This is a genomic window from Micromonospora sp. PRAS1 (genome assembly GCF_059553435.1).
In genome coordinates this window covers 57,339-82,810 of record NZ_JCANNB010000029.1, presented here as the reverse complement: position 1 = coordinate 82,810, position 25,472 = coordinate 57,339, and the positions used below count along the sequence as shown (strand labels likewise).

Below are 25,472 nucleotides of genomic sequence, written 5' to 3'. Positions count from 1 at the left end.
CGGAAGGTGCGCCCGTAGACGGCAAGTGCCGCCTGCTCGTCGGCGAGCTGCGTGGTCAGGGAGAGCACCACCACGCGCCTACCGTCCGAGCTCACCCCGTTCGCGGTGCTCGTGCCCGGCACGTCGCCACCGTGGGACCAGTAGCCTCCGCAGCGGTTCGGGACGTACATGATGCCCAGGCCGTAGCGTGCGCCCGGAATGAAGTCCTGGAAGGTGTCGGCCGGTACCGAGTCGTGCAGCTGCGCCATCTGGCGAGGTTTGAGCAGCTGACCGCGTTGCAGCGCCTGCCAGAAGCGGGCCAGATCGCTCGGCGTGGTGATCATGTTGCCGGCCGCGCCGGCAACTGTCGGGTTGAGCAGAGTGGTGTCGGTGAGGGTGCCGCCCGGCACCCACTGCTGGTAGCCCTTGGCGTGCGGTGCCGGCAGGGTGGGCCGGTCCCCCGGCACGGATGTCCGGCCCAGCCCGAGCGGCTTGAGGATCCGGCTGCGTACCTCGGTGGCCCACGACCGGCCGGTCACCTTTTCGATGAGCATCCCGGCGAGGATGTAGTTCGTGTTGGAGTAGTCCCACCCGGTGCCGGGCGGGAAGACGGGCTCGTGCTTCATCGCCAGGGCGACGAGGTCGGCCGCCTCGTAATTGTCGAACCGGTGCGCCAGGTACCCCTCGTAGGAGGTGAGTGCCGTGATGTCGTTCGTGTAGTTGTAGATGCCGCTGGTGTGCTGGAGCAGCTGACGGACGGTGACCCGACGACCGTCGTTGCCGTTGCCGGCGACCACTCCCGGCAACCATCGCTCGACGGTGTCGTCAAGTCTCAGCTTCCCCTCGCCCACCAGTTGCAGGACGACGACGGCGACGAAGGTCTTGGTGTTGCTGCCCATCCGGAAGTGCCCGTCGAGCGGCACCGGCGTGCCACGGGTGAGATCGCCGACGCCGGCCCGGGCACGGGTGGTCGCACCGTCGATGCGGGTGAGCCCCTGGACGCCGGTGATACCGAGGTCGTGCAGGTCGTCGACCGCGACCTGGAGCCGTCGCCGGTCTTCGCCGACGGGCCCAGCCGAGGCCGGTACCGCGCCACCGGTGACGACCAGGGTCGTTGCCAGCGCAACGCCCAGGCACCACCGCCCGAGATGTCCTCGCATGTCATGCCCCTCCACTGGATACGGGTAATGGCCAGGAACTCGACCGTACGAAGCTGTCGATGCGTTTCCATCCGGCAATCCCCCTATATCGGATCGGGGAGATCCCGCACCCCGGCCCGTCGTCGGTGGACGGAGGTGACCCGCGCCGCCCGGCGGAGTCGGCACCACGCCGAAGCGGCCACCAACGCTTCCGGGGCCGGAGTCTCGCCCGTTCGGTCAACTCTTTTTGCCGTTACGATCTTGTATCCGCACTGGTAAACAGCTGTTCACATCCGACAGACTCGCACCATCCACGGGGGCGGAAGTCGAGGAGGGTGTCGGTGCGGGTGCTCCTGGTGGAAGACGATCTGCGAGTGTCGGCAGGGCTCGCCTCGGCGCTGCGGCGGCGGGGGCACGAGGTGACGCAGGCGGTCACGGCCGCAGAGGCGGTCGAGGCGGAGCGGGTCGACCTCATCCTGCTCGACATGACCCTGCCCGACCGGGACGGCCTGGAGGTGTGCCGGCGGATCCGCCAGAACGACGAGGTGGTCGCCATCATCGCGGTGACCGCCCGAGGCGAGGAGCAGGACCGGGTGGCCGGGCTGCGTGCCGGTGCCGACGACTACGTGGTGAAGCCCTTCTCGATGGTCGAGTTGCAGGCGCGCATCGAGGCGGTCATGCGCCGGACGTCGCGTACCGCCCGCACGTCGACGGCGTTGCAGGCCGGCCCGCTGCGCATCGACGTCGACGCCCGGCGGGTCTGGGTGGCCGACCGGGAGGTCGCGCTCTCCCGCAAGGAGTTCGATCTGCTGGTGGCGCTGGCCCGGCAGGCGGGCACGGTGGTGCCCCGGGACCGGCTGCAACTGGAGGTCTGGCAGACCACCTGGGCCACCCGGCACAACCTCGACGTCCACGTCGCGGCACTGCGCGGCAAGCTGGACGACCCCGGCCGGGTGGAGACGGTACGCGGCGTCGGCTACCGGCTGCGCGCCGACTGACACACCCGAGCGGGCGGCCCCAGCAGTACCCGCGTGACGCCCGGCGGTCGGCGGGAATCTCAGAGCATCCTCAAGATTCCCTGCTCGCGGGCCCGTGGCGGGGCAGGTGGGGGTGTGCTGGTCGTACCCGACCATTCCTCCTGTTTGGAGATGCCCTTGCGATACAGACGGACAACGGCCGGTGTGTTCACCGCCTTGCTCGCCGTCACCCTCGCGGCGACCGCACAACCCGCCCAGGCCCACGGACAACTGACGGCCACCACCGCGGAGCTGACGGTGGAGCCGAACCAGGTGCAGGGCCTGACTGTCGTACAGGGTGACGGTTACGCCACTCTGGCCTGGACCCCGGTCGACGGGGCCACCGACTACCAGATCGAGCGCACCCCGGTCGCCGAGGACGGCACCGCCGGCAACCCGGTGATCGTCGGTGTCTGGCGGCCGAACCGTCAGATCAACAACTCCGAGCCCACCTTCGCCGACGCCGGCTTCGTCCCCGGCAACCGGTTCCAGTGGCGCGTCCGGGCCCGCTTCGGCACCACCGCGCAGCCGTACTCGGCCCCGGTCGCCGAGACCACCCGGACCCACTGGGGCAACCCCGACACCCCGGGGCAGAACCTGCGTACGCAGTGGGAGGACACGCTCGGCGCGCAGTACACCAGCGACGTCAACGAGTACGCCTACACCGCCGCGATCGACGAGCTGAGCGAGCGGGTTCGCGTGGTGGAGATCGGCCGCACCATCCAGAACCGGCCGATCAACATGTTCGTCATCGGCTACCCCACTCCCCCGGCGACCCCGGAGGCCGTGGCCGCGACGAACCCGCTGCTGGTCAACTGCAACGTGCACGGCAACGAGCCCGGTGACCGCGAGGCCTGCTTCATCATGGCCCGGCAGCTGGCCTTCACCGACGACGCCGCCACCCTCGACCGGCTGTCGAAGACCACCATGCTGATCCTGCCCACCATCAACGGTGACGGCCGGGCGGCCAACAGCCGGGGCAACTCCACCGGACAGGACCTCAACCGGGACTACTCGCTGATCCGCCAGCCGGAGACCCAGGCCTTCGTGGAGATGGTCCGCGACTACCGGCCGATCGCCAGCTACGACGGTCACGAGTACGGCAACACCAACACCGGTGACCTGCCGATGCTGCCGCCGCGGCACCAGAACGTGGCGCAGGGGATCTTCGACGAGTCGCAGGACATGATCGAGGGTCACATGTACACCCAGGGCGCCAAGGACGGCTGGTGGGCCTGCCCGTACGGCTGCACCGGGGCCAACGTGGGCCTGGGCGAGGAGACCATCCTGCGCAACACCCTCGGCCTGAAGAACGTGGTCAACTCCCTGCTGGAGCTGCGCAGCTCCGGCGGCCCGACCCGGCCGGACGAGGGCAACACCGCCAACAACCGCCGGCGTAAGACCTACTCGGCGCTCTGGACGTTCAACCAGTTCCTCGCGTACCACGGGGCGAACGTCGGCGACATCACCAGCGCCCGGGCCGAGGCGATCAAGTTCCAGTCGGCGAACACCGGCCGGATCGTCTTCCGGGGCTCCCGTCCGATCCCGGCGCACCCGGCTCCGCACCCGGGTGAGACCCCGCCGCCGGTGGACGCACCGCGTGAGGACCGGATCCTCAACCAGCCGCCGTGCGCCTACAAGCTCACGGAGGAGCAGTACAACGGTGCCCGCACCGACGGCCCGAGCGGCCGGCAGACCACCGTGGCCCAGCGGCTCGCCGCGCACGGCTGGAAGGTGATCAAGATCGCCGACGGGTACCTCGTACCGCTGTCGCAGCCGGAGCGGGGCCTGGTGCCGCTGCTCCTTGACGAGCAGGCCGTCGAGGGCCTGGTGGCCGGCGAGCGGGTCGCCCCCACGCTCACCGGTACCCGCAACGGTCCGCTGACGGTCTCCGGGGTGGCCTGCCTCGCCGACGCCACCGTCCGGGGCCCGATCACGGTCAAGGCCGGTGCCACGCTGATCGTCAACGGCAGCTCGATCAACGGCCCGGTGAGCGCCTCCGGCGCGGCCGGCTTCGTGCTGACCGACAGCACGGTCAGCGGTCCGGTGAACGCCACCGGCACCCAGGGTCCGGTGGTGCTGGTCGGCAACAAGGTCAGCGGCCCGGTCAACGTGGTGAACAGCGCCGGCGGGGCACCGCTGGTCGCCGGAAACACCATCAACGGCCCGCTGAACTGCACCGGCAACTCCGCCGAACCGGTCAACCTCGAGGTGGCCAACTCGGTGAGCGGTCCGAAGTTCAGTCAGTGCGGACGCCTGTGAGCTGACTGAAACTCGAACCCCCGTCGTACCGGCAGGCCGGATCCGCGCCCGGCCTGCCGGTACCACCCGGAGCGGACTGGAGAAGACGTGACCGACACCCTCCCTGCCGGAACACCACGGCGCACCCGGCGCGCGGCACCACTCGCCGGGGCGGCCCTGGCCCTGCTGCTCGCGGCGGCCGGCTGCACCGGAGCCGGCGACGAGCGGGGCGACCGGAGTGCGGACGCCGCCGCGGCGCGTACCGTGAGCGTGGTCGGGCCGCTCTGCGCCGAACTGCCCGGCGGCAGCGAACCGGGCAACCCGGAGTCGCTGGCCGACCAGCCCGCCGACCAGGCTCTACAGTGGATTCCGGTGCTCACCACCTTCGAGGCGGCGGTACGGGCCACCGGCCTGGCCGCCGAGCTGACCGGCGGCTCGGGCGTGACCATCCTCGCCCCGACCGACGACGCGTTCGCGGCCAAGTTCTCCCGCACCAACCTCGACGAGCTGCTGCTGCACGACACCGACACGCTGCGTGAGCTGCTCCGCGATCACGTGGTCGACGGCGCGCGGCCGGTGGCCGAGCTGGTGGCCGCCGGCACCGTCACCACCCTGGCCGGCACCGACCTCACCGTCTCCGCACAGGGTGACGGTGCCCGGATCGACGCCCGCGCCGACACGATCTGCGCCGACTACCAGGCGGCCGACGCCCGGATCCACGTCATCAACCAGGTGCTCGGCACGCTGCCCACCACCGCCGGTGACGAGGACGACCACCCGGCCCACTGACCGCCGCGGGGTTCAACCCCCTTCCCGCGGAGACCGACGGCCGCCGCCCCCTCACCCCGGGGACGGCGGCCGTCGCTTGTCGTGCCGAGAAGGGGCCCTCCGCCACCTCAGGCGTCGGGAGGGCCCTTCCCTGCCTCAGCGCTTCTCGACCGGGAGGTAGTCGCGCTCGGCGGCACCCGTGTAGACCTGCCGCGGACGGCCGATCTTGGTCTCCGGGTCGTTGATCATCTCGCGCCACTGCGCGATCCAGCCGGGCAGCCGGCCCAGGGCGAACAGCACCGTGAACATCTTCGTCGGGAAGCCCATGGCCTTGTAGATCAGGCCGGTGTAGAAGTCCACGTTCGGGTAGAGCCGCCGGGAGACGAAGAAGTCGTCGGCGAGGGCGATCTCCTCCAACTGCATCGCGATGTCCAGCAGCGGGTCCGGCTTGGCCATCCGGCCGAGCACGTCCTGGGCCGCCTGCTTCACGATCGCGGCACGCGGGTCGTAGTTCTTGTAGACCCGGTGGCCGAAGCCCATCAGCTTGACGCCGTCCTGCTTGTCCTTCACCTTGCGGACGAAGGACTGCACGTCACCGCCGTCGGCCTGGATACGCTCCAGCATCTCCAGCACCGCCTGGTTGGCGCCGCCGTGCAGCGGACCGAAGAGGGCGTTGACGCCGGCCGAGACCGAGGCGAACAGGTTGGCGTTGCTGGATCCGACCAGCCGCACGGTCGAGGTGGAGCAGTTCTGCTCGTGGTCGGCGTGCAGGACGAAGAGCATGTCCAGCACCCGGGCCATCACCGGGTCGACCTCGTACGGCTCCGCCGGCACGCCGAACGTCATCCGCAGGAAGTTCTCCACGTAGCCCAGCGCGTTGTCCGGGTAGAGCAGCGGCTGACCGATCGACTTCTTGTAGGCGTACGAGGCGATGGTGGGGACCTTCGCCATCAGCCGGACCGTGGACATCTCCACGTGCTCGGCGTCGAACGGGTCCAGGCTGTCCTGGTAGAAGGTGGAGATCGCGCTCACCGCCGAGGAGAGCACGGCCATCGGGTGCGCCTCGCGGGGGAAGCCGTCGAAGAAGCGGCGCATCTCCTCGTGCAGCAGCGAGTGCCGGCGGATCCGCTCGCTGAACTCGGTCAGCTGCTGGGTGGTCGGCAGCTCACCGTAGATCAGCAGGTAGGAGACCTCCAGGAAGGAGCTCTTCTCGGCCAGCTGCTCGATCGGGTAGCCCCGGTAACGCAGGATGCCCGCGTCACCGTCGATGTAGGTGATCGCGGATGAACAGGCGGCGGTGTTGACGAACCCGGGGTCGTACGTCGTCATCCCGGTTTCCTTCAGCAGCTTGCTGACACCGATACCGTCGGGGCCCTCGACCGCGGAATGTACCGGCATCGACAGCTGCCCGCCGGGGTGATCGAGCTTGACTTCCGTCATGTGGTTCCTCGCTTCGCCGGCAGATCTACGTTGAATTGCCTTCGCTTCTACCGTAATTGCGGTTGCGGCGACACCGCCCCTCGTGGTTCTGCGGTGAGGTATGCGTCACCCGATTCCCGACCGGCGAGCTGGGAAACCCCGACGATCGGGACCTGGAGCAGCGAACGGAACACAGCGTGTTAATGCGGACGAGCCAAGCGAACTGCGCGGCGGCTCAGTGCGACGGCTCAGCGCGGCGGGTGTGCGCCGTCGCAGGGTGGCGCTACCGGGCGGCTCAGGAGATGGCACTGCCGGGCGGCTCAGGAGATGGCGCTGCCGGGCGGCTCAGGAGATGGTCAGCTGGCGCATTCCGCCGTCGGGCTGGACCAGGTAAAGGTCGAGCCGGTTGGCGCCGACGCGGAAGAGCCGGTCGTCGGCGAGCAGCGCGGCGAAGCGACGGCCACCCGGGTCGGGCGCGACCACCGGGACCACGGCGGCAACGGTGCCGTTGACCGCCACCGCCAGCTCGGTGCCGTCCGGCACCGAATCCGGCAGGGTGCCCCAGACCATGCCCGGCAGCACCCCCTCATCCGGATCGACGAAGCGGAACGCGTCCAACCCGGCCACCCGAGCGGTGCCGCCGGGCGGTGCGGCGCCCACCGCCGTGCCGACCAGCGGATGCGGGGCCGACGGCGGCATCCCGGCGGGCACCCCGCCGGGCAGCGGGATCGGTTCCCCGGGCCGGTCGTAGAAGAGCTTGCCGGCGTCGGTACGCGCCGGCTGACGGGCGGAGCGGCCGTCGACCCGCCAGGGCAGCCGGATGGCGGCCTCGTCGGCGATCGTCGGCAGCAGGTCGACGTGTTGCCAGTTGCGGTCGTCGACCCGGCCGGTGCGCTGCCCCGGCGTCTTGACGAACATCGGCACCCAGGCCACCTGCTGCGGTGCGGCCCGGATGGCGTCGAGTCCCCGGCCCTGCACGCCCTTGGTGAAGCTGACCCCGTGGTCGGCGGTCACCACCACCAGCGCCTGATCCCAGAGCCCGTTCTCGCGCAGGGTCCGCAGCGTCTCGCCGATCAGCCGGTCGGTGTAGCCGAGCTGCGCCAGGTGCCGGGCGCGGGCCAGCTCCACCCACCCGTCTCCCTCGTTGGGGAAGTCCTCGGGTGCCTCGTAGCGTGCGCCGGAGGGCAGGTACGCCCACGGTGAGTGCGGCATCAGCAGGTGCAGGAAGTGCAGCGTGGGTCGGGCCGCCGGGGTCAGGCCGCGCAGGAAGCTGGTGAACCGGGCCGGCTGGTTGAGGGTGAGGCTGTCCCAGCGGAACTTCGGGTCGGTCGGCACCGGCTCGGCGGCGTCGATGCCCGCCTCCTCGGCGGTGCGTTCCCGGTACGAGTTCTCCGGGTCGATCCGGCTGTCCTGTGGCGAGGTCAGCTGGCGCAGCAGCTTGCCGGTCTCCCGCACCAGCACACCGAGGCCCTGCTCGGGGGTGACCGGCTGCTCGCAGCGGCTGGGCGGGCAGAGCCGGGTGATGCTCTCCTCGGCGCGGATGTCGTACAGGCCGCCGAGGGCGGTGAAGAGGTTGTCCGGGTGGTGGGAGAAGTGCGGCGCGACCGGTTCCGTCGGATACCGGCCGGTCAGCATCGCCGGCAGCGCGTACGGTGTCCAGCCGCTGACGCCTGTGGCGTTGCGGTACCAGGTCGAGGCGCCGGCCAGCTCGGCGAAGTGCGGGAAGCGTCCGGCGTCGATGCGGCCCTGCTGGTCCAGCAGGGAGACCAGGGGCAGCTCGTCGAGGACGAGCACGACCACCGGCGGATGCCGGTCGCCGGTGGCGGTGCCGGCCAGGCCGCCGTGACCGCGCGGCAGCACGACCGGCCCGGTCGGCGAGACGAACAGGAACAGCATGGTGAAGACCAGCGGCCCGACGGCGGCCAACCGCAGCGCCGCGCGCAGCGCCCGCCAACGCCGGTGGGCGAACGCCGCGGCGACACCCACCGTCGCGGCGACCACCAGCAGCGGTACGCCCCGCAGCGGCGTGCCGTGCCGGCCGACCTGCACCGCCAACGCGGCCACCAGCAGGGCCACCAACAGGGTGTGGGTGGCCGCCCGCGCGGCCGGTCCGGCCAGCCCGGACAGCGCGCCGAGCAGCCCGAGCGCCACCGTCGGCAGCACCACGACCAGGGCCACCAGCAGCAGAATCTCGCCCCGGTCGGCGCGGTGGAAGAGGAAGAAGTCGGGGCTGCGGCCGAGCACGTCCAGCAGCGGCTGGGTGATCACCAGCCCGACCAGTGCCGCGACCTCCAGCAGTCGCCCCACCTCGGGCCGCCAACCACCCCAGCGCCAGCGGCGCGGGCGCGGCGACCCGTCGCCGGTCGCCGCCGGATCGGTGACGGCGAGCCCGCCCGGCTCGTCGGTGGGCCGGTCAGCCCCGCAGTCCGGGCCCGGGGCGGTGCCGTGACTCAGCCGGCCGCCTGGCCGGTCGGTGGGATTGTCAACCACCCAGGGCCACCCGGTACAGGGTGCGGGTGCCCGAGGGCAGCTCCAGCCGCTCCTCGACCGTGCCGTACCCGGCGAGCAGCGCCTCGAAGGCGTCCCGCCGGTAGTCGGGGAAGATCCCGTCCGGCTTGTTGGCCAGCAGTCGTACGGCCATCGGGTCCTCGGGGTGGACGAACTCCACCACCAGCCGGCCGCCGGGTCCGGCGTAGCCGGCGAGGCACGCCACCACCTCGGGCAGTGGCACGTTGCGCCCGATCGCCAGGTGGTGCACCAGGGCCAGGGCGAGCACGGTGTCCGCGCCGGCCCGGGCGGCGAACGAGGCCCGCTCGACGCCGCGCCAACCGCCGCCGGGCGAGGGGTCGGCCAGGTCCAGCACCAGCGGCAGCACCCGCCGGTCGCCCTCGTCGCGCAGGGTGCGGTAGAGCCGGTCGAGCACCGCCGGGTCCTGTTCAACGGCGACCACGTAGTCGGCGTGCCGGGCGGCGAGGCGGGAGTAGTGGCCGTCGTTGGCGCCGAGGTCGAGCACAAGACGGCTGCGGCGTACGCCGGTGAGCGCCGCGGTGACGAACCGCTCCTTGCCGGCCCGGTCGGCGTCGGAGTAGCCGCAGGTGCGCTGGTAGTCCACCCAGTGGCTGGCGGGCGGCCGGTGATCGAGGCGGCGCACCAGCTTCTCCATCCCGCGTACGGTGGCCAGCGCCAGCTCGCGGGTGTAGCCGGCGTCGCGCAGCTGCGTCCGGACGTCGGCGGTGCTGCGGCCCGCGTTGCGCCGCTGCACGCTGTGGTGCAGGTGGACGTGGGTCAGTACGCCCGGCGAGAGCCGGCGCAGGCCGCGCAGGAGGTGGCTCATCTGCTCCGCCTCGATGCCGTCGATCCGGGCCCGCAGCCAGGGCTGGAAGTCCACCCCGAGGTGGGCGCCGAGCAGCAGCGGATAGAGCAGCGTCTGGCAGAACTGCCGGTAGCCGGCCCAGGGTTCGCCCTCGCGCAGCGGGGCGAAGGAGCCCACGTCGATGAAGACCGGCTGGCTGCCGCGCCACTGGAGGTTGTACGCCGAGCCGTCCTTGGTGGTGAAGCCCGCCGGCAGCGCCGTACGGAGGATCTCCAGGTGCAGCAGCGCGGCGTCGCGCAGCATGGTGTGGGACCACTCGTACGGGTGGGAGACGAACGGGATGCGCTCGTGCCGCAGCACCGCCGCCCAGGCCGGCTCTCCCGACCCGGCGGGCGTGGTCGGCGGCGTCGCCGGGCTGGCGTCAGCCGGCAGTTCCTCGGTGCCGCAGACCTTGCCGGCCGCGACCAGGTGTGGGAAGAAGGTGCTGCCGGCCAGGGCCCGCCAGTGCGCGGCGGCGGTCTCGTCGAGGGCGCGGAGCACGGCACCGCCGGCGTGGAACACCCGGTTCGCCGGGTCGCGGAACGAGCCGGGCTCGGCGCGTGGCTCAGCGTCGAGCCGGGCCGCTGGCGAGGCACGGCCGAGGTCGGGGATCACCATGCCGGACGGGTCAGCTCTGGTCGGTGGGCTGGCGGCGGAAACGACTGACGAGTCTGCGCCAGTAGAGCTTGGCGGCCACCGCGACACCGGCGATCCCGCCGACCACCGCCTGCACGATCAGGCTGCCGGACCCCGCGTCCAGGTAGGCCAAGTGGTTCACCGACCGCTCCTCTCCCGCTTGCCGTCTCGACACCGGCAACCGCCCGTCCGTCGCATTTCGGAATTGGGTGGCATAGCCGGACTTGTCCCACCGTACGCGTTCTGCCGTGCCCTGTCGGGTACATCGCGGGACTTCCCGGAGCCGTTTTGTTCAAGACGTCGGCTCGGGTGCCGTCGTAGCCTGCCGCCATGAACCCGTACCTCGACATGATCGGATTCGTCACCACCGACATGGCCCGCACGCTGGAGTTCTACCGACGGCTCGGGCTCGACATCCCGGCCGGGGCGGAGAAGGAGCCGCACGTGGAGGTGACCCTGCCGGGCGGGCTGCGCCTCGCCTGGGACGACGTCTCGGTGACCCGCTCCATCGATCCCGACTGGACCCCGCCGGTCGGCAGTCCCCGGTCGGCGCTGGCCTTCCGCTGCGCCGACCCGGCGGAGGTCGACCGCTGGTACGCCGAGCTGACCGCCGCCGGCTGCCATGGTCACCGGCCGCCGTGGGACGCTCCCTGGGGCCAGCGCTACGCCATCCTGCACGACCCCGACGGCAACGCCGTCGACCTCTTCGCACCGGCCCCGACCCCGGACTCGTGACCGGCTCAGGAGGTGGGCAGGGACTCGTGACCGGGCTCAGGAGGTGATCAGGAGGTGAGCAGCGCCCCGGGCGGCACACCGGCCAGGGCGCGGACGTCGCGGGTCAGGTGGGCCTGGTCGGCGTAGCCCGTGCGGGCGGCCACCTCGGCGAGCGGCACCCCGCCCCGGGCCAGCGCCAGCGCCCGGCGCATCCGCAGGATCCGGGCGAGGGTCTTCGGGCCGTACCCGAACAGGTGCCGACTGCGTCGCAGCAGGCCACGCGGGTCGAGGCCGACCTCCGCGGCGGTCGCGGCCACCGGGGCGCCGGCGGCCAGCGCGGCGGCCACCCGGCGGCCGAGCCGGTCCGGGCCACCGGCGGCACGCAGCCGGTACGCGGTCACCTCCACCAGGACGGTCGCCGGGTCGGCCGCGGCCCGGTCGGCCAGCGACGCTTCGTACCGGGCACCCCAGAGATCCGCCAGCCGTACCCGCTGATCGCGCAGTTCGACGGCGGGCACGCCGAGCACCGCCGGGCCCACCCCGGGTGGCAGCCGCAGCCCGACCCACCGCTCCCCCGGCGCGCTGGTGGCGAGGTACGCGGTGCGGTCGGGACCGGCCACCAGCAGCCCGGCCCGGCTGGACCAGAGCAGATCGAGGCAGCCGTCCGGAAGCACCCGGGTGACGCCGGGCTCGGCCGGCGCCGTGCTGGTCCAGAGCACCGCACCGGCGACGCCGGCCGCTCGTTCCCGATACACGTCGCCAGCCTGCCACGCACGCCCACGCCACCGGCCGCGACCCACCGTGCGGCGCCTGCCGCGCTGCCGCTCCTGCCGGCTTGTTAAAAGGGGGCCCTTGCTATGCACCAGGCGTTAAGAAGGGGCCCTTCCTTACCGGCAGGCGGACGGTGAAGGTGGTGCGGCCGGGGCGGGTGTCGAGGGTGACAGTGCCGTGGTGGGCCTCCACCACGGCGGCCACGATGGCCAGGCCGAGGCCGGTGCTGCCGTGGGTCCGGGAGCGGGAGCTGTCGCCTCGGGCGAACCGTTCGAAGACCTCGTCCCGCAGCTCGGGTGGTACGCCGGGGCCGTCGTCGGTCACGCTGAGTTCGGCCGCGTCGGCGGCCAGCCGCAGGCTGGTGGTGACGGTGCTGCCGGGCGGGGTGTGCACCCGCGCGTTGGCCAGCAGGTTGGCCAGCACCTGGTGCAACCGGGCCGCGTCACCGGGGACCCGGATCACCTCGCCGGGCAGGTCGAGTTGCCAACGGTGCTCGGGGCCGGCGACGTGGGCGTCGCTCACCGCGTCCACCACAAGCGCGGTGAGGTCGACCGACTCGACCGCGAGCGGGCGGCCGGAGTCCAGCCGGGCCAGCAGCAGCAGGTCGTCGACGAGACTGGTCATCCGGGTGCTCTCCGACTCGACCCGGCGCAGGGCGTGCGCCACGTCGGGCGGCACCCGGTCCCGGCCCCGTCGGGCCACCTCGGCGTAACCCCGGATCGCCGCGAGGGGGGTACGCAGTTCGTGGCTGGCGTCCGCGACGAACTGGCGTACCCGGGTCTCGCTGGCCTGCCGGGCGGCGAGCGCGGCGGCGACGTGCCCGAGCATCCGGTTGAGCGCGGAACCCACCTGGCCCACCTCGGTACGCGGATCGGTGTCGGCGGCCGGTACCCGTTCGGAGAGCGCCACCTCGCCCCGGTCCAGCGGCAGTTCACTGACCCGGCCGGCGGTGGCGGCGACCCGGCGCAGCGGACGCAGGGTGGCCCGGACGATGAGGGCGCCGGCGGTGCCGGCGACGATGAGCCCGGCGGCGGTGACCGCGGCCTGGGCGGCCACCATCCACCACACGGTCTCCTGCACCCCGGAGAGCGGTACGCCCAGCACCCGCACCGTCCCACCGACGGATTGTCTGGCGACCAGCCGGTAGCTGCCCCGGTCGCCGAGGTCGCGACTGTGCGCGCGGCGGTCGGTGGGCACCTCGGCCAACGCGGCCACCTGGTCGACCGGTACCGCCTGTTCCTCCCGGCCGGCCAGCGTCCACGCCTCGGTGACCTGGCCGTCGACGATGCGGGCGCTGATCGTGCCGGGTGGGAAGCCGCGCGGGACCCGTACGTCGGACCAGGGTGGGGCACCCGGTCCCGGCTCCCACGGCGTGCCGACGCGGACCCCGGCCATCGGCAGAAGCTGCTCGTCCAACCGGGAGATCAGGAACTGCCGCAGCGCCGCCGTGGTGATCGCGCCGATGGCCAGGCTGACCACGGCCAGCAGGGCGACCAGGGTGACCACCAGCCGGGTCCGCAGCGACCAGCCGGTCAGCCACCGGCGCAGCGTGCTCACTCGGCCGGCTTGAGCAGGTACCCGGCCCCGCGCAGAGTGTGGATCATCGGCTGCCGGCCGGCGTCGATCTTCTTGCGCAGGTAGGAGATGTACAGCTCGACCACGTTGGCCTGGCCACCGAAGTCGTAGTTCCAGACCCGGTCGAGGATCTGCGCCTTGCTCAGCACCCGCCGGGGGTTGCGCATCAGGTACCGCAGCAGCTCGAACTCGGTGGCGGTCAGCGTGATCAGCTGGCCGTCCCGGCGTACCTCGTGGCTCTCCTCGTCGAGGCTGAGGTCGCCGACGGTCAGCACCGCGTCCGGCCGGGTGGCCACGGCGAAGCCGGAGCGGCGCAGCAGCGCCCGCAGCCGGGCGATCACCTCCTCCAGGCTGAACGGCTTGGTCACGTAGTCGTCACCGCCGACGGTGAGCCCGGCGATCCGCTCCTCGACCGCGTCGCGGGCGGTCAGGAAGAGCACCGGCACGGTGGCGTTCTCCGCCCGCAGTCTGCGTAACACCTGGAAGCCGTCCAGGTCGGGAAGCATCACATCGAGCACCACCGCGTCGGGCTGGAACTGCCGGGCGACGCGGAGCGCGGCCATCCCGTCGCCGGCCGTCCGGACCTGCCAGCCCTCGTAGCGCAGCGCCATCGACATCAGGTCGGTCAGGGTCGGCTCGTCGTCGACCACAAGTACCCGGACCGGTTCCCCGTCCGGCCGACGCAGCTCGACGCGCCCCGGCCCGGCTTCACTCTCGGTCATCACGGCGTCCATGGTGAGCCGGACCGCTGGGTCCAGCTTGTGAGTTTCCTGTGCGCCGGCTGTGCGCCCGGGCGCGGAGTCTCACTCCGTCACGCCGACCGGGTCGGTACGGACGAAACGCATGGTCCAGACGCTGCCGTCGGGGCGCTGACGGGCGTAGAGGTGGTCGGCGGCCGGGGTGGGCGCCGCCTCGGGCCGGCGGAGCACCCAGAGCCGGGGCGGGGCCCCGTCCGGGCCGGCCGGCAGCGCCCGGACCATGTCATGTGCCGGACCACCGACGAATCGTACGGTCACCTCACTCATCACCCGCTCCGCCTCCCACTGCCCGACACTGGCGTCCCGGCTCGCACGCTAACCCCACCAGCCCCGTTCCGAGGCCGGTTTGCCCTGATCGGGGGCGGGGTACCGTGCGGGACGCCGCGGGCACGCGCGCCGGGGCGAGCAGCACGAGGGCAAGGAGCGGGCGATGAGAACGCTGGACGGGCGGTACCGGCTCGATCAGCGGATCGGCCTCGGCGGCATGTCGGAGGTCTGGCGGGCACACGACGAGGTGCTGGACCGCGAGGTGGCGGTGAAGCTGCTGTCACCCGGACAGCCGGACGGTGCCGCGTCGGTGGCGCGCATCCGCGCCGAGGCCCGTTCGGCGGCCCGCCTGGTCCATCCCAACGTCGCAAGCGTGCACGACTTCGGGACCTGCGCGGTGCTTCCGGGACACGAGACGCCGTACATCGTGATGGAACTGGCCCTGGGCGAGACGCTCGCCGCACACCTGCGGGCCGGCCCGCTGGACTGGCGGATCGCGGTACGGGTGTGCGCGGAGGTGAGCGCCGCGCTGGCCGCAGCACACGCACACGGCATCGTGCACCGCGACATCAAGCCGGCCAACGTGATGCTCACCCCCTCCGGCGCGAAGGTGCTCGACTTCGGCATCGCCACGCCGGCCGGCGCCGCCGACCCCACGCCCGAGGGCATCGTGATCGGTACGCCCGCCTACCTGGCACCGGAGCAACTACGGCGGGCTCCGGCCGCCCCGGCGGCCGACATGTACGCCCTCGGCGTCCTGCTCTACTGCTGCCTCACCGGACGACTGCCGTACGCCGCCGACAGCGTGACCGAGTTGCTCGGCCCGGAACGGCGACAGCCCCCGCAGCCCCTGCCCGAGGTCCCTGGTCTGCCCGCCGAGGTGGCCGACCTGTGCCGGCGCCTGCTGGCCGAGGAGCCGACCGGGCGGCCGACCAGCCTGCTGGCCGCGCTGCTGCTCGCCGAGGCGGTCGACGCGCGGGTGTACGTGCCCATGCATCAGCCACTGATGCCGCGCCCGCGAACGCCCTCGATCAGCCCGTGGACCGAACGCGCGGCCGCGGAGGTGACCGAGGCCGCGCCGATCCAGTTGACCCAGACGGCGGCCGAGGTCCCGGGGGCCCGTCGCGGCGGGTGACGCGGCGCTGCGCAGGTCGGGCGGGCCGCCTTCCGGCGCGACGGCGGCAGGCGCGGCCCCGGTTTCACCGGACCCCGCTCGGGTAGCCGGGCGGGGAGTGACGGGAGGAACGCAGATGCCGAGTTCCAGGCCGAACGAGGTTGCCACCGCGACCGCCGAGGGTGGTCACGTCCGCACCGACGACGGAGCGCTCTCCACCGCCCTCGCCTCTCCGCTGGCGCCGCACTGCTCGGGGCTGACCCCGGAGCAGTTGCTCGCCGCCGCCTTCGCTTCCTGCCTGCACCACGCGGCGGTGGAAGCGGCTGGCGCGATCACGGACGAGGCGCACACCGTGCAGGTGCGCGCGGAGGCGCGGCTGGGGCGCGACGACGACGGTCGTTACCGGGCCGACGTGCACGCCTCGATCTCCTCGGTGGGGCTGACCCGCCAGCAGCTCACCGAACTGGCCGAACAGGCGGACCGGCTCTGGCCGTTCTCCAGCGCGGACGGTGGTAGGCACCGACTCACCGTCGCACCGGCGGAGAACGGTCGGCACTGACGCCGGGCCCCCGGCCGCTACCCGCCCGAGCGCACCAGCGGCCGGCGCCCGGCCGGCCAGGGCCACCCTCGTCCGTTCGGTGGATGCGGGTTGGAGGTCATATAGACCTTGGCAAGATCGCCTATTCGCCCTCGTTTCACGGGTTAATTCGGGTATAAACGGAATATCGGATAATCGCCTGCCATCCGATATGGGAGCATGCGCAGAGATTCGTCCCGCCGATAGCCGCAAATTGTGACTCATGCCACCAACCGGGCCGATGGCAGCGGGCCGAGAGCTATCTAGCCTCGGCGAGTGCATCCCGACGACCAGATCGACCAGAAGCTGACCCCCAAGCCCTCGGCGACCCGCTCGAACGATGGAGCATCATCCGAACGGCCGACCGGCCGGCACCGGGCCGCCGAACCGGGCCGCCGCGGCATCCACGCCCTGCGCGGCTCCATCCCCCCTTCCCGGGTTCGCGCCCTGCTGGGCTCCATCCCCGTCCGGGTGGCCCTCGCCACCGGCGTGACCTGCTGCCTCGGGGCAGCGGGCGCGGTCGCCGCGACTCGTGACACCGCCGAGGCACCCGCGCCACCGGTGGCCGAGGCGGTCGCCGACCGCGCGCTGGCGGCGCAGGACGAGGCCGCCTCCCGCTCGTTGGAGCGCAGCCCTTCCCCGACCCCCGCCAGCCCGACCCCCAGCGCCTCGCCGAGCGCGAGCGCCTCGCCGACCGCCAAGCCATCGGCCAGTCCCAAGCCGACCAAGACCAAGACCACCCCGACCCGCCCCAAGCCGGTCGCCGGACTCACCCAGGCGCAGATGGACAACGCCAAGGTCATCGTCGACGTGGGCGTCAAGCTGAAGGTGCCGCGCCAGGGCCTGGTCATCGCCGTGGCCACGGCGATGCAGGAGAGCACCCTGCTCAACTACGCCAGCGGCGTGCTGCCCGAGTCGCAGAGCTACCCGCACCAGGCGATCGGCTGGGACCACGACTCGGTCGGGCTGTTCCAGCAGCGGCCCAGCAGCGGCTGGGGCAGCGTACGCGACCTGATGCGTCCGGCCTACGCCGCCCAGGCGTTCTACGAGGCGCTGCTCGAGGTGCCCGGCTGGCAGCAGATGAGCCTGACCCTGGCCGCCCAGGCCGTGCAGATCTCCGCCTTCCCGTACGCGTACGCGCAGCACGAGGAGCGGGCGGCCACCATCGTGGCCGCGCTGACCTCCTGACCGGCCCGCCGACGGTACCCGGGACGAGTCGCGGTCAGGCGCGCTTCGGCAGCACGACCACCCGACCGAAGAACTCGTCGATGCGGTGCACGACGTCGTTGAAGTCGTCCAGGTCGATCGGCTTGGTGACGTACGCGTTGGCCTGGAGGGTGTAGCTGCTGATGATGTCGGTGTCCGCGTTCGAGGTGGTCAGCACCACGATGGGGATGGTGCGCAGATCCTCGTCGCCCTTCACCTCGCCCAGCACCTGACGCCCGTCCATCCGGGGCATGTTCAGGTCGAGCAGGATCACGTCCGGACGGTGGGCGCCGGTGTGCCGGCCCTCTCGGCGCAGGAACTCCATCGCCTCCTGGCCGTCACCGACCACGTCGATGACCTTCTCGACGTCCGAGGTCGCCAGCGCCTCCTCGATCATGAGCACGTCGCCCGGGTCGTCGTCGACCACCAGGATGCGAACCGGGTCAAGCGTACGAGCGGCCATCACTACCTGCCTCAGGTCGGAGGACGGGATCTACCGATCCCGCATCGGCGGCAAAATCTAGCCGATCGCCGGGCGGTCCGTAGCCGCCGGGTCGCCGGCTTCGGTCGAGTACCCGAGCACGTCGGCCAGACCGGTCAGCTTGAGCACCCGCTCGACCCGGCCGGTCGCGCCGGTGACCCGCAACCACCCCCCGGCGGCGGCAACACGGTTGTCGCCGCGGACGAAGACGGCGATGCCGGTCGAGTCGCAGAAGGTGAGGTCGGTCAGGTCGACCAGGAGTTGCCGCTCACCGGCGGCGGCGAGCCGGTCGATTGCGGCATTGAGCTGGGGGGCGCTGCGCAGGTCGAGCTCACCGGCGAGACGGAGACGGGCGGGCCCGGCCTCGCCGCGGTCGGCGTACGTGACGGTGAACGTCACGGGAATCCCCTCTCGCCATCCTGGTCCGGATGTTTGCAGTGGGGCAAGTATAGAGCCAGCCACCCGGCGGACCGCAGTTTACGCCCGCTACGGCAACGTCTGCCGCACCGCCACCGGCAACACCGCGCACGCCTCGTGCAGGAAGCGTACGGCGCGCGGCGAGTCGTGCAGCGCGTCGGCGTAGTGCCCCAGCGTGGTCTCCACCGCGACGACCGGCACACCCCGACTGTCCAGAATGGCGACCAGCCACGCCACGAACTCGGTGAACAACGAGCCGTCGTCGACGTAGAGCGCGGCGGCGAGGAAGTCCACGATGAATCCGAGATCGCTGATCGTCGAATCCAGTTGGGCATGGCTGTAGTCGCGGGTGGCCGGCAGCCGCTGCGCCAGGTGGTCCAACGCGCTGTCGATCAGCTCCGGACGGCGGCGGACCAGGGCGGCGTACTCGTCGTCGGCCAGGTGCGCCAGGCTGGCCGGGGTGGCCGCCCGCAACGACCGCTCGTCGGCGAGCAGTTCGGCGGCGGCCGGCGCGTCGGGGGCCCACGGCACGCCGAGTCGCCGGGCCCAACGACCGTCCGTGCCGAATCCCCGGCCGCCGACGACCACCGGCACATCCGAGCGCCGGCACGCCTCGATCATCCGGTGCGCGTGCGGCAACCGCATCGGCAGCGCGCAGGCCAGGGCGACCGCATCCGCGTCATGCCGGTGCAGGTACGACACCAGGTGCGCAGCGGGCACGCTCGCGCCGAGGAAGGTCACCCGCCAGCCCCGCAGGCGCAGCACCTCGGCGACCAGCCGCGCCGGCAGCGCGTGCCACTCACCGTCCATACAGGCCACCACGACCCGACCCCGGATCGGGCGGACGTCGGCGTAGGCGGCCACGGCCGCCACCACCCGCTCGCTGATGTGCGTGGCCGCGTGTTCCTGCGCGACGCTCCACTCGTTACGGGCCCACCGTTCGCCCACCTCCGCCTGGGCGGGGGCGACCAGGTCCAACAGCACCCGGTCGGCGGGCAGCCCGGCGTCGAGCAACCTCCGGGCCACCTCGATGGCCGTCGTCTCGTCGGCCTCCGCGAGGCAGTGCAGATAGTCCTGGTATTCGCTGACGGGCAGGACATCTGTGGTCGCCGCGGTCACGGTGCAGCCGTTCCTTCCTGGCCCATCCCGGCGGGGGTGGGCACCGCGTGCAGATGGCGGTGCGGGCGGAGGCCGGCGCCCGTGGCGCGCAGCGCGAGCACCGCGATGTCGTCGTGGTCGCCCTGGGCCAGCCAGTCGCAGGTGATCTGCTCCACGCGCTCGGCCAGGGCCGGTGCCGGCATCCGGTGGCAATTGGTAAGTGCCTGCGTCAGGCGGTCCGTGCCGAGCTGCTCGTCGCCCCGCCGGCCACCGCGTGCCTCGGTCACCCCGTCGCTGTAGAGCAGGCAGGTCTCACCCGGGGCGAGCCGGGTGGTGACCTGACCTACCCGGGGATCCGGCACCACGCCGATGAGCATTCCGTTTAGCGGCAGCTGTTCCACCTCGCCGGAGGCGCGCAGCACCAGCGGCGGTAGATGACCGCCGCCGGCCAGGGTCAGCGTCAGACCGCCGTCGCGGTGCGGCCGGACGACACCGAGCACCATCGTGGCGAACCGGCCCTGCCCGTGCGCCAGGGTGGTCTCCAGCAACGCGTCGTTGAGCAGCCGCAGCAGCCGGGCTGGCTGGTGCTCGATCCGGTGCAGCGCGTGCAGGCACTGGCGCAGCTGCCCGGTGAAGACCGCCGCCTCGACGCCCTTGCCGGAGACGTCGCCGAGGAAGAAGACCGAGCCGCCGTCGGGCAGGCGGTGCGAGCCGTAGAAGTCGCCGCCGATGCGCAGTCCGCCCGGCGCCGGCCGGTACGCCGTACCCCACTGCACGCCTGCGGTCTCCGGCGGTTCCACCGGCAGCAGGCTCGCCTGGAGGGTGTCGGCAACCTCGGCCTGGTCGCGGTAGAGCCGGGCGGTGGTCAACGCCGCGCCGGCCCGGGCGGCGAAGGCCCGGATCAACTCGAGGTCCTCCTCGCCGTACCAGCGGGTGGCGGGTCGGGCCAGCAGCAGCACGCCTACCGGCTCGTCCCGGCCGGGCAGCGGCACCAGTCGGACCCCCACGTCGGCGGCGCAGAGCCCGGGCAGCCAGCCCGCCTCGACGGCCTGCTCGGCCAACCAGTCGACGGAATGCGGCGAGGCATCGTGCAGCCCGTCGACGACCGCCGGGGGCAGCTCGGCGGCGCCGAGCACGCCACGGTCCACCTTCGGTGTCTCGTCTTCGGCCCGCTGGGCCCGCCACCAGCGGGCCCGGCCGGACCGTGGGGCCAGCACCAGCACGGCCACGTCGGCCAGGGTGGGCACTGCGAGCCGGACCACCGCCGCGGCGGCGCGGTCGGGATGCAGCGGGTTGCCGAGCTTCTCGCCGGTCGCGGCGAGGAACGCCGACCTGGCCCGCTCGGCCACCAGCGCGTCGGCTCGGCCGACACTCTCACTGACGTCCTCGACGTACCAGCAGCTGCGCCCGGCCGTCAGCCGCACCCGCCGGGCGCGCAGGCTGCGGCCGTGGTGGACGAACTCGGCGTGGGTGGAATCCGGACCCATCCCGGCGAACCCGGTGAGCGTGCCGCCGATCACGGCCTCCGGCAGCAACTGCTCGGCCAACGGGCTGACGTGCCACAGCACGTCGTCCGGACCGCAGACCAACAGGCCCTCGCGGAAGTTCTCGACCAGCTGCGGCCAGTCGGCGACGGTCCGGGCCCCCGACCGCTCAAAGGAGACTTCGCCGTCGGCGGACCGGGGCGTGGTGGGAGGCCACGCCGGCGCCCGCGGGACACTCGCCGTGGAGATCAGTCCGTCGCCGGGATTGAGGTCCCTGACGTCGGCACCAGTCACCAGCTAAGCCCCACTCCTTCTCGATGCCGCACCCGCCGCCAGCGGTATGCCTGTCGCGTCCTCGGGTCCCACCCTACGCCGGAATCGCCGCATCGCCACCCGACGGCTGCTCGCCGGCCCGCTGGCCGTCGGGAGGCGGTACCGCTCAGGGATTGTTACGATCCAAAACGACCCCCTGCCCGCCCGCGAGCTGCGGAAGGCGTGATCGTGCTGCCCCACGGTCGAAGACCCGAGACGACGCCGCTGAGCGTGAATGTCGACCGCTCCGATCCCGACGCGCCCGTCATCCGGGTGGGCGGAGACCTCGCCTACACCACGGCGGCGCCGCTGCGCTCCGAGGTCGACCGGATCCTAAAGAACGCGCCGAGCGGCCTCGTGCTCGACTTCGCCGAGCTGAAGTTCATCGACAGCACCGGGCTGAGCGTCATCGTGCACGCCTGGCGCGAGGGGCAGCGGGAGGGCACCGTCCTGCGGCTGCGCTCGGTGCCCCGGTTCCTCGCGACCATCCTCGACATGACCGGAGTCACCGGTCTGCTGGCCCGCAGCACCCCCGCTGTCCGGCCCGTCGTCGCCGCGCCGGACGAACAGTCCTCAGCAACCGCGTAGACGCGACCACCGATCTGAACTGACCCACCCCCGCGACTTGCGTTGTCCCGCCGGGCTGGGAGCATGGAGGCATGTCCTCCCCGCTGCTGGCCATCGAGGTCAGCCGGTTCACCGGTGACCGCGCTGAGTTGCGGCTCTCCGGCGACCTGGACTTCGACAGCGCACCCGATCTGATCAACGCGGTCGCCGAGTTGCGCCGTGACGGCTATCAACAGCTCGTGATCGACCTGAGCGACGTCGGCCTCTGCGACTCGTCGGGCCTGAGCGCGTTCGTGGTGGCGCACCGGGGCGGCTCCGTCCCGATCCGGTTGACCGGAGTCAGCGCCACGCTACGCCAACTGTTGGACCGCACCGGCCTTACCGAACTGCTGGACCTGCCACCGGCCGCCGAGGACGAGGGCGCGCAGGCAGCGGGCTGAACGGATCCACTCCGGAGCCGGGGTGGCCCCCGACCCTGGGACCAGGGGTCGGGGGCCGGAATATGGCTCAGGGTGCCGGAACCGGAGGTCTGGCGAAGCGTGGTTGCGACGGCAACTCCGCGTCCTCGGGCGGCCCGGAGTCCGGAGTTCTGAACAGATAGCGGACAAAAGTCCCGCTCGCCGGGTCGTCGGCCCCGGGCCACTGTCCGGCACAGTCGACGCCGATCACCTCACGGCCGGTGCCGTCGGCCTCCTCCAGCAACGCCCAGAGGCTCACCGGGTAGCAGCGGGTGCTCTCGGCGGCCAAGCGCCAGCGGGCGTACCAGCCGGGCCGGGCGGGGACGATCTCGACAATCCGCTTCATCACGACCTTTCCTTCGGCGTGCCGCGAAAGTGCTCCGGTCCGCTCCGATCGTCGGTGGCGCCCGGGTGAGCACCCCTCACCCGGGCGGGATGAAGCCGCGTCCGGTCTGTCGGGAGCACCCGGACGGGTGCCCGCGGCCCCGGCAGCGATCGTTTCGCGCCCGGCAGCGACGGGAACGCCACCGGCGAACCCGCAGAACCCAGCGGAAGCGAGGTGTCACCATGCGCAAGCAGATGGAGGGCGACAACCAGCGTCGCCGGGCGTTGGCCCGACAGGCCCGGGAGCGCGGCATGCAGGCAGCCGACACCGGTGCCAGCCTCAGCGCCTCCAAGCAGCTCACCCACCTTGATCAGCACCGGCGAGCCGGCCCGGCACCCGCCGGCAGCCGCCACAAACCGGACACCACGCGTGGCGGGCCCGCTCCCCCGCCGGCGGGCGTCCCGGAGGCGCCCCGACCGCTGCCGCAGGCCGGCCAGGCAGCACCGGGAGTCACCACGATCGGCTACCGGGCTCTGGTCGAGGACGTCGTGCGGCGGGCCGGTGTCGACTTCCGCACCGCGAAGGTGGGGGTGGAGTCGACGGTGCTCGTGCTGGCCTCGGCGCTGGAGACGGCCGAACGCGGACGGCTGCTGGCCGCGGTGCCGGCCTCGCTGCACGACGTCGTGCCGGTCGACGGCATCGAGCGACGCCGGGATCTGCCCGGCTTCCTCTCCGAGGTGGGTCGGATCAGCGGTCGCAGCCCGGAGCAGGCCCGCTACCAGGCCGAGGCCACCCTGGCGGCGCTCGCCGAACACGACCGTGACCTGGTCGAGTCGCTGCACGTGCCGGACGAGCTACGGGAACTGCTGAATCCACCGGCGGTCGGCGGCGGGCTGGTCGGGGCGAGCAGCACCACGGCACCGCTGTCGGACGCGGAGCTGCGCGCGGCCCTGGACGACCTGCCCTACTGGGCGGCGGACGGCAGGTCCCTGGCGCGAACCCTCGAGCTGCCGGCGGGCAACCTCGACCGGGTCCTGGACCGGCTCGACCAGCTTCGCGACCAGACCGGCCGCGGACCGCGGATCGGCCGGGCGGACCCGACGACCGCCGTACTCACCGTCAGCTCACGAAACGCCGCGGCGGTGACCGCGCTCGACATCGACCTGGCGCACGCGGTCGACGCCGCGATCGACGAGGCGGGTGCCGGGCTCGCCGGTTGACCGGCAACCGCTCGGGCGCGCGTACGGGCCGGTGGCTGCCACCCACCGGCCCGGCGTTGTGCGCGGTCGGTCAACGGGCATGCGTCGGCACCTCGGGCGAGGCGCTCTCCAGCGGTACCGCGTTGGCGGGCACGAGTCCGAGCTGCGCCGCCGAGCGGGGCAGCGTCGCGTCGAGCAGCCAGTCGACGCCCACCCGGGCCCGGTTGCCCGGCATCGCGAGCAGGTGGTACCCCCGGGTGACCGCCTTCGCCGGCAGGCCGGAGAGCGGCACCTTCAGTGGGTTCGCCGCCGCCTGCTTACCACCCAGGTCGACCACCCAGCCGAGGTCGTGGTGCCGGTACGGGCGGCGCCGGCCCTGCCCGTACGAGGCGGCTATGTTGTGCGCGGCGAGCTTGCCCTGCCGCTGCGCGTGCTGCGCGGTCATCGTGCAGATCTGGCCGGGTCGGGTCAGGTCCGGCACCGCGGCCGCATCGCCGCAGGCGTACACCTCGGGGAAGCCGGGGACGTTTAGGTACTCGTCGACGACCAACCGGCCCTTCTCGGTCCGCAGGCCCAGCTGCGCCACGAAGGGATCAGGGCGTACGCCGACGCACCAGATCAGGGAACAGGTGGGCACGTACTCGCCATCGGTGAGCTTGACCCCGTCGGCGGTGGCGACCGCGACCGAGGTGCCCATCCGGACATCCACCCCGCGACGGCGCAGCACCCGGTCCGCGGTCTTCGACATCCGCTCGTCCAACTCGGGCAGCACCCGGCCCGCGACGTCGAGCAACATCCACTTGGGGCGTACCTTCAGTCGGGGACGTTGGGCGAGCAGTTCGTCGGTGAAGAGCTGCCCGTGCGCCGCCACCTCGGTTCCGGTGTAGCCGGCGCCCACCACCACGAAGGTGGCGCGGGCCTGCCGCTCGGCCGGATCCTCGGCCTGCTCGGCCAGCTCGATCTGCCGGACCACGTGATCGTGCAGGTAGAGCGCCTCCGGCAGGCCACGGAAGCCGTGCGCGTACTCGGTCACCCCGGGGATCGGCAACAGCTTGTTCACACTGCCCACGGCGAGCACCAGCCGGTCGTACGCCAGCCGGTTGCGGTCCCCCTCCGGCTGGGTGAAGCCCACCCAGCGGTTCTGCAGGTCGACGTGATCAGCCTCGCCGATGACCACCCGCACCCCGTCCAGCGTGCCGGTCAACGGCACCGCGATCCGGCCCGGCTCCACCACCCCTGCGGCCACCTCCGGCAAGAGCGGCAGGTAGAGGAAGTAGTCGGTCGAGTTCAGCAGGACTATCTCGGCCCGGTTGCGGGCCAGCCGGCTGAGCGTCTTGGCGGCGTGGTAACCGGCGAAGCCGGCTCCCACGATCACCACACGAGGTTTCGTCATTCCGGCCCGGTTCCCGCATCGGGCCAGGGCAAACGTCAGCGCGTGGAGAGCCTCACCCGGTAGCGCGACGGTCCAGCGCGGCACGCGTGGCGGCGACGAGGCTCCAGAACGGCGGCAGGGTCCGGGGCCGCGACCGCCGGTCGGGGCGCCACCGCGACCAGGGCCGGTGCCGTGACGGCCGCCCCGGCCAGGGCGGTCAGCACCGT

At 72.4% G+C, this 25,472-nt stretch carries 25 protein-coding genes; 10 read left to right on the top strand and 15 right to left on the bottom strand.

Annotated elements, in window-relative coordinates; translation table 11 throughout:
- On the bottom strand, positions 1-1,139 hold a 1,139-nt coding region (locus AC507J_RS23890; protein ID WP_496291417.1), incomplete at its 3' end, for a serine hydrolase domain-containing protein.
- Between the two features lie 320 nt (positions 1,140-1,459).
- Here AC507J_RS23890 and AC507J_RS23885 point away from each other — a divergent pair.
- From AC507J_RS23885 to AC507J_RS23875, 3 genes are all read left to right on the top strand, one after another.
- Positions 1,460-2,116 carry a response regulator transcription factor gene (locus AC507J_RS23885; RefSeq protein WP_496291416.1) on the top strand — a complete coding sequence of 219 codons (657 nt, stop codon included), beginning with the start codon at positions 1,460-1,462 and terminating at the stop codon, positions 2,114-2,116.
- Positions 2,117-2,299: 183 nt separating this feature from the next.
- The gene (locus AC507J_RS23880) at positions 2,300-4,396 is read left to right on the top strand and encodes a M14 family zinc carboxypeptidase (RefSeq protein WP_496291415.1); all 2,097 of its coding nucleotides are present in this window, start codon (positions 2,300-2,302) and stop codon (positions 4,394-4,396) included.
- An 87-nt stretch (positions 4,397-4,483) separates the two neighbouring features.
- A complete protein-coding gene (locus AC507J_RS23875; protein ID WP_496291414.1) occupies positions 4,484-5,164 on the top strand; it encodes a fasciclin domain-containing protein in 681 nt (226 codons plus the stop codon).
- Between the two features lie 135 nt (positions 5,165-5,299).
- Here the strand turns inward: AC507J_RS23875 and AC507J_RS23870 are convergent, their stop codons facing one another.
- The 4 genes from AC507J_RS23870 to AC507J_RS23855 form a co-directional block, all read right to left on the bottom strand.
- Complete coding sequence (locus AC507J_RS23870; protein ID WP_496291413.1) at positions 5,300-6,583, bottom strand: citrate synthase; 1,284 nt, start codon at positions 6,581-6,583, stop codon at positions 5,300-5,302.
- A gap of 324 nt (positions 6,584-6,907) precedes the next feature.
- The gene (locus AC507J_RS23865; RefSeq protein ID WP_496291424.1) at positions 6,908-9,016 is read right to left on the bottom strand and encodes a sulfatase-like hydrolase/transferase; all 2,109 of its coding nucleotides are present in this window, start codon (positions 9,014-9,016) and stop codon (positions 6,908-6,910) included.
- A gap of 28 nt (positions 9,017-9,044) precedes the next feature.
- Positions 9,045-10,532, bottom strand: a complete 1,488-nt coding sequence (locus AC507J_RS23860) for a class I SAM-dependent methyltransferase (RefSeq protein ID WP_496291412.1) — start codon at positions 10,530-10,532, stop codon at positions 9,045-9,047.
- Between the two features lie 10 nt (positions 10,533-10,542).
- Complete coding sequence (locus AC507J_RS23855) at positions 10,543-10,692, bottom strand: hypothetical protein (protein ID WP_155220336.1); 150 nt, start codon at positions 10,690-10,692, stop codon at positions 10,543-10,545.
- Positions 10,693-10,880: 188 nt separating this feature from the next.
- Between AC507J_RS23855 and AC507J_RS23850 the strand changes: the two genes are divergently transcribed.
- A complete protein-coding gene (locus tag AC507J_RS23850; protein WP_496291411.1) occupies positions 10,881-11,285 on the top strand; it encodes a VOC family protein in 405 nt (134 codons plus the stop codon).
- A gap of 47 nt (positions 11,286-11,332) precedes the next feature.
- On the opposite strand, the gene AC507J_RS23845 is transcribed toward AC507J_RS23850, so the two are convergent.
- The 4 genes from AC507J_RS23845 to AC507J_RS23830 form a co-directional block, all read right to left on the bottom strand.
- Positions 11,333-12,019 carry a helix-turn-helix domain-containing protein gene (locus AC507J_RS23845; protein WP_496291410.1) on the bottom strand — a complete coding sequence of 229 codons (687 nt, stop codon included), beginning with the start codon at positions 12,017-12,019 and terminating at the stop codon, positions 11,333-11,335.
- Positions 12,020-12,119: 100 nt separating this feature from the next.
- Entirely contained in the window at positions 12,120-13,571 is a 1,452-nt protein-coding gene (locus AC507J_RS23840; protein ID WP_496291423.1) for a sensor histidine kinase, read from the bottom strand.
- Between the two features lie 17 nt (positions 13,572-13,588).
- Positions 13,589-14,332, bottom strand: a complete 744-nt coding sequence (locus AC507J_RS23835; RefSeq protein ID WP_496291409.1) for a response regulator transcription factor — start codon at positions 14,330-14,332, stop codon at positions 13,589-13,591.
- Positions 14,333-14,413: 81 nt separating this feature from the next.
- Positions 14,414-14,635, bottom strand: a complete 222-nt coding sequence (locus tag AC507J_RS23830; protein ID WP_341716022.1) for a DUF8847 domain-containing protein — start codon at positions 14,633-14,635, stop codon at positions 14,414-14,416.
- A 163-nt stretch (positions 14,636-14,798) separates the two neighbouring features.
- On the opposite strand from AC507J_RS23830, the gene AC507J_RS23825 reads away from it, so the two are divergent.
- The 3 genes from AC507J_RS23825 (at position 14,799) to AC507J_RS23815 (ending at position 17,514) form a co-directional block, all read left to right on the top strand.
- A complete protein-coding gene (locus tag AC507J_RS23825) occupies positions 14,799-15,770 on the top strand; it encodes a serine/threonine-protein kinase (RefSeq protein WP_496291408.1) in 972 nt (323 codons plus the stop codon).
- 115 nt (positions 15,771-15,885) lie between these two features.
- Positions 15,886-16,308 (top strand): OsmC family protein, encoded by a 423-nt coding sequence (locus tag AC507J_RS23820; RefSeq protein WP_496291407.1) that lies wholly within the window; start codon positions 15,886-15,888, stop codon positions 16,306-16,308.
- Between the two features lie 294 nt (positions 16,309-16,602).
- Positions 16,603-17,514 (top strand): hypothetical protein, encoded by a 912-nt coding sequence (locus AC507J_RS23815; protein WP_496291406.1) that lies wholly within the window; start codon positions 16,603-16,605, stop codon positions 17,512-17,514.
- A gap of 34 nt (positions 17,515-17,548) precedes the next feature.
- Here AC507J_RS23815 and AC507J_RS23810 read toward each other — a convergent pair whose 3' ends face one another.
- From AC507J_RS23810 to AC507J_RS23795, 4 genes are all read right to left on the bottom strand, one after another.
- Entirely contained in the window at positions 17,549-17,995 is a 447-nt protein-coding gene (locus AC507J_RS23810; RefSeq protein ID WP_341716026.1) for a response regulator, read from the bottom strand.
- Between the two features lie 57 nt (positions 17,996-18,052).
- Positions 18,053-18,412, bottom strand: a complete 360-nt coding sequence (locus AC507J_RS23805; RefSeq protein ID WP_496291405.1) for an STAS domain-containing protein — start codon at positions 18,410-18,412, stop codon at positions 18,053-18,055.
- Between the two features lie 87 nt (positions 18,413-18,499).
- Entirely contained in the window at positions 18,500-19,549 is a 1,050-nt protein-coding gene (locus tag AC507J_RS23800; RefSeq protein WP_496291404.1) for a cobalamin B12-binding domain-containing protein, read from the bottom strand.
- Positions 19,546-21,306 (bottom strand): PP2C family protein-serine/threonine phosphatase, encoded by a 1,761-nt coding sequence (locus tag AC507J_RS23795; protein ID WP_496291403.1) that lies wholly within the window; start codon positions 21,304-21,306, stop codon positions 19,546-19,548. Before AC507J_RS23795 ends, AC507J_RS23800 begins: the two co-directional genes overlap by 4 nt.
- Before the next feature lie 201 nt (positions 21,307-21,507).
- Between AC507J_RS23795 and AC507J_RS23790 the strand changes: the two genes are divergently transcribed.
- Entirely contained in the window at positions 21,508-21,912 is a 405-nt protein-coding gene (locus AC507J_RS23790; protein WP_496291402.1) for an STAS domain-containing protein, read from the top strand.
- Between the two features lie 71 nt (positions 21,913-21,983).
- Complete coding sequence (locus tag AC507J_RS23785) at positions 21,984-22,331, top strand: STAS domain-containing protein (protein WP_496291401.1); 348 nt, start codon at positions 21,984-21,986, stop codon at positions 22,329-22,331.
- Between the two features lie 67 nt (positions 22,332-22,398).
- Here the strand turns inward: AC507J_RS23785 and AC507J_RS23780 are convergent, their stop codons facing one another.
- Positions 22,399-22,695 carry a hypothetical protein gene (locus tag AC507J_RS23780; RefSeq protein WP_496291422.1) on the bottom strand — a complete coding sequence of 99 codons (297 nt, stop codon included), beginning with the start codon at positions 22,693-22,695 and terminating at the stop codon, positions 22,399-22,401.
- Positions 22,696-22,916: 221 nt separating this feature from the next.
- On the opposite strand from AC507J_RS23780, the gene AC507J_RS23775 reads away from it, so the two are divergent.
- A complete protein-coding gene (locus AC507J_RS23775) occupies positions 22,917-23,894 on the top strand; it encodes a DUF2267 domain-containing protein (protein ID WP_496291400.1) in 978 nt (325 codons plus the stop codon).
- A 70-nt stretch (positions 23,895-23,964) separates the two neighbouring features.
- Here AC507J_RS23775 and AC507J_RS23770 read toward each other — a convergent pair whose 3' ends face one another.
- Positions 23,965-25,266: an NAD(P)/FAD-dependent oxidoreductase gene (locus AC507J_RS23770; RefSeq protein ID WP_496291399.1), complete on the bottom strand. Its 1,302-nt coding sequence runs from the start codon at positions 25,264-25,266 to the stop codon at positions 23,965-23,967.
- Between the last annotated feature and the right edge of the window lie 206 nt (positions 25,267-25,472).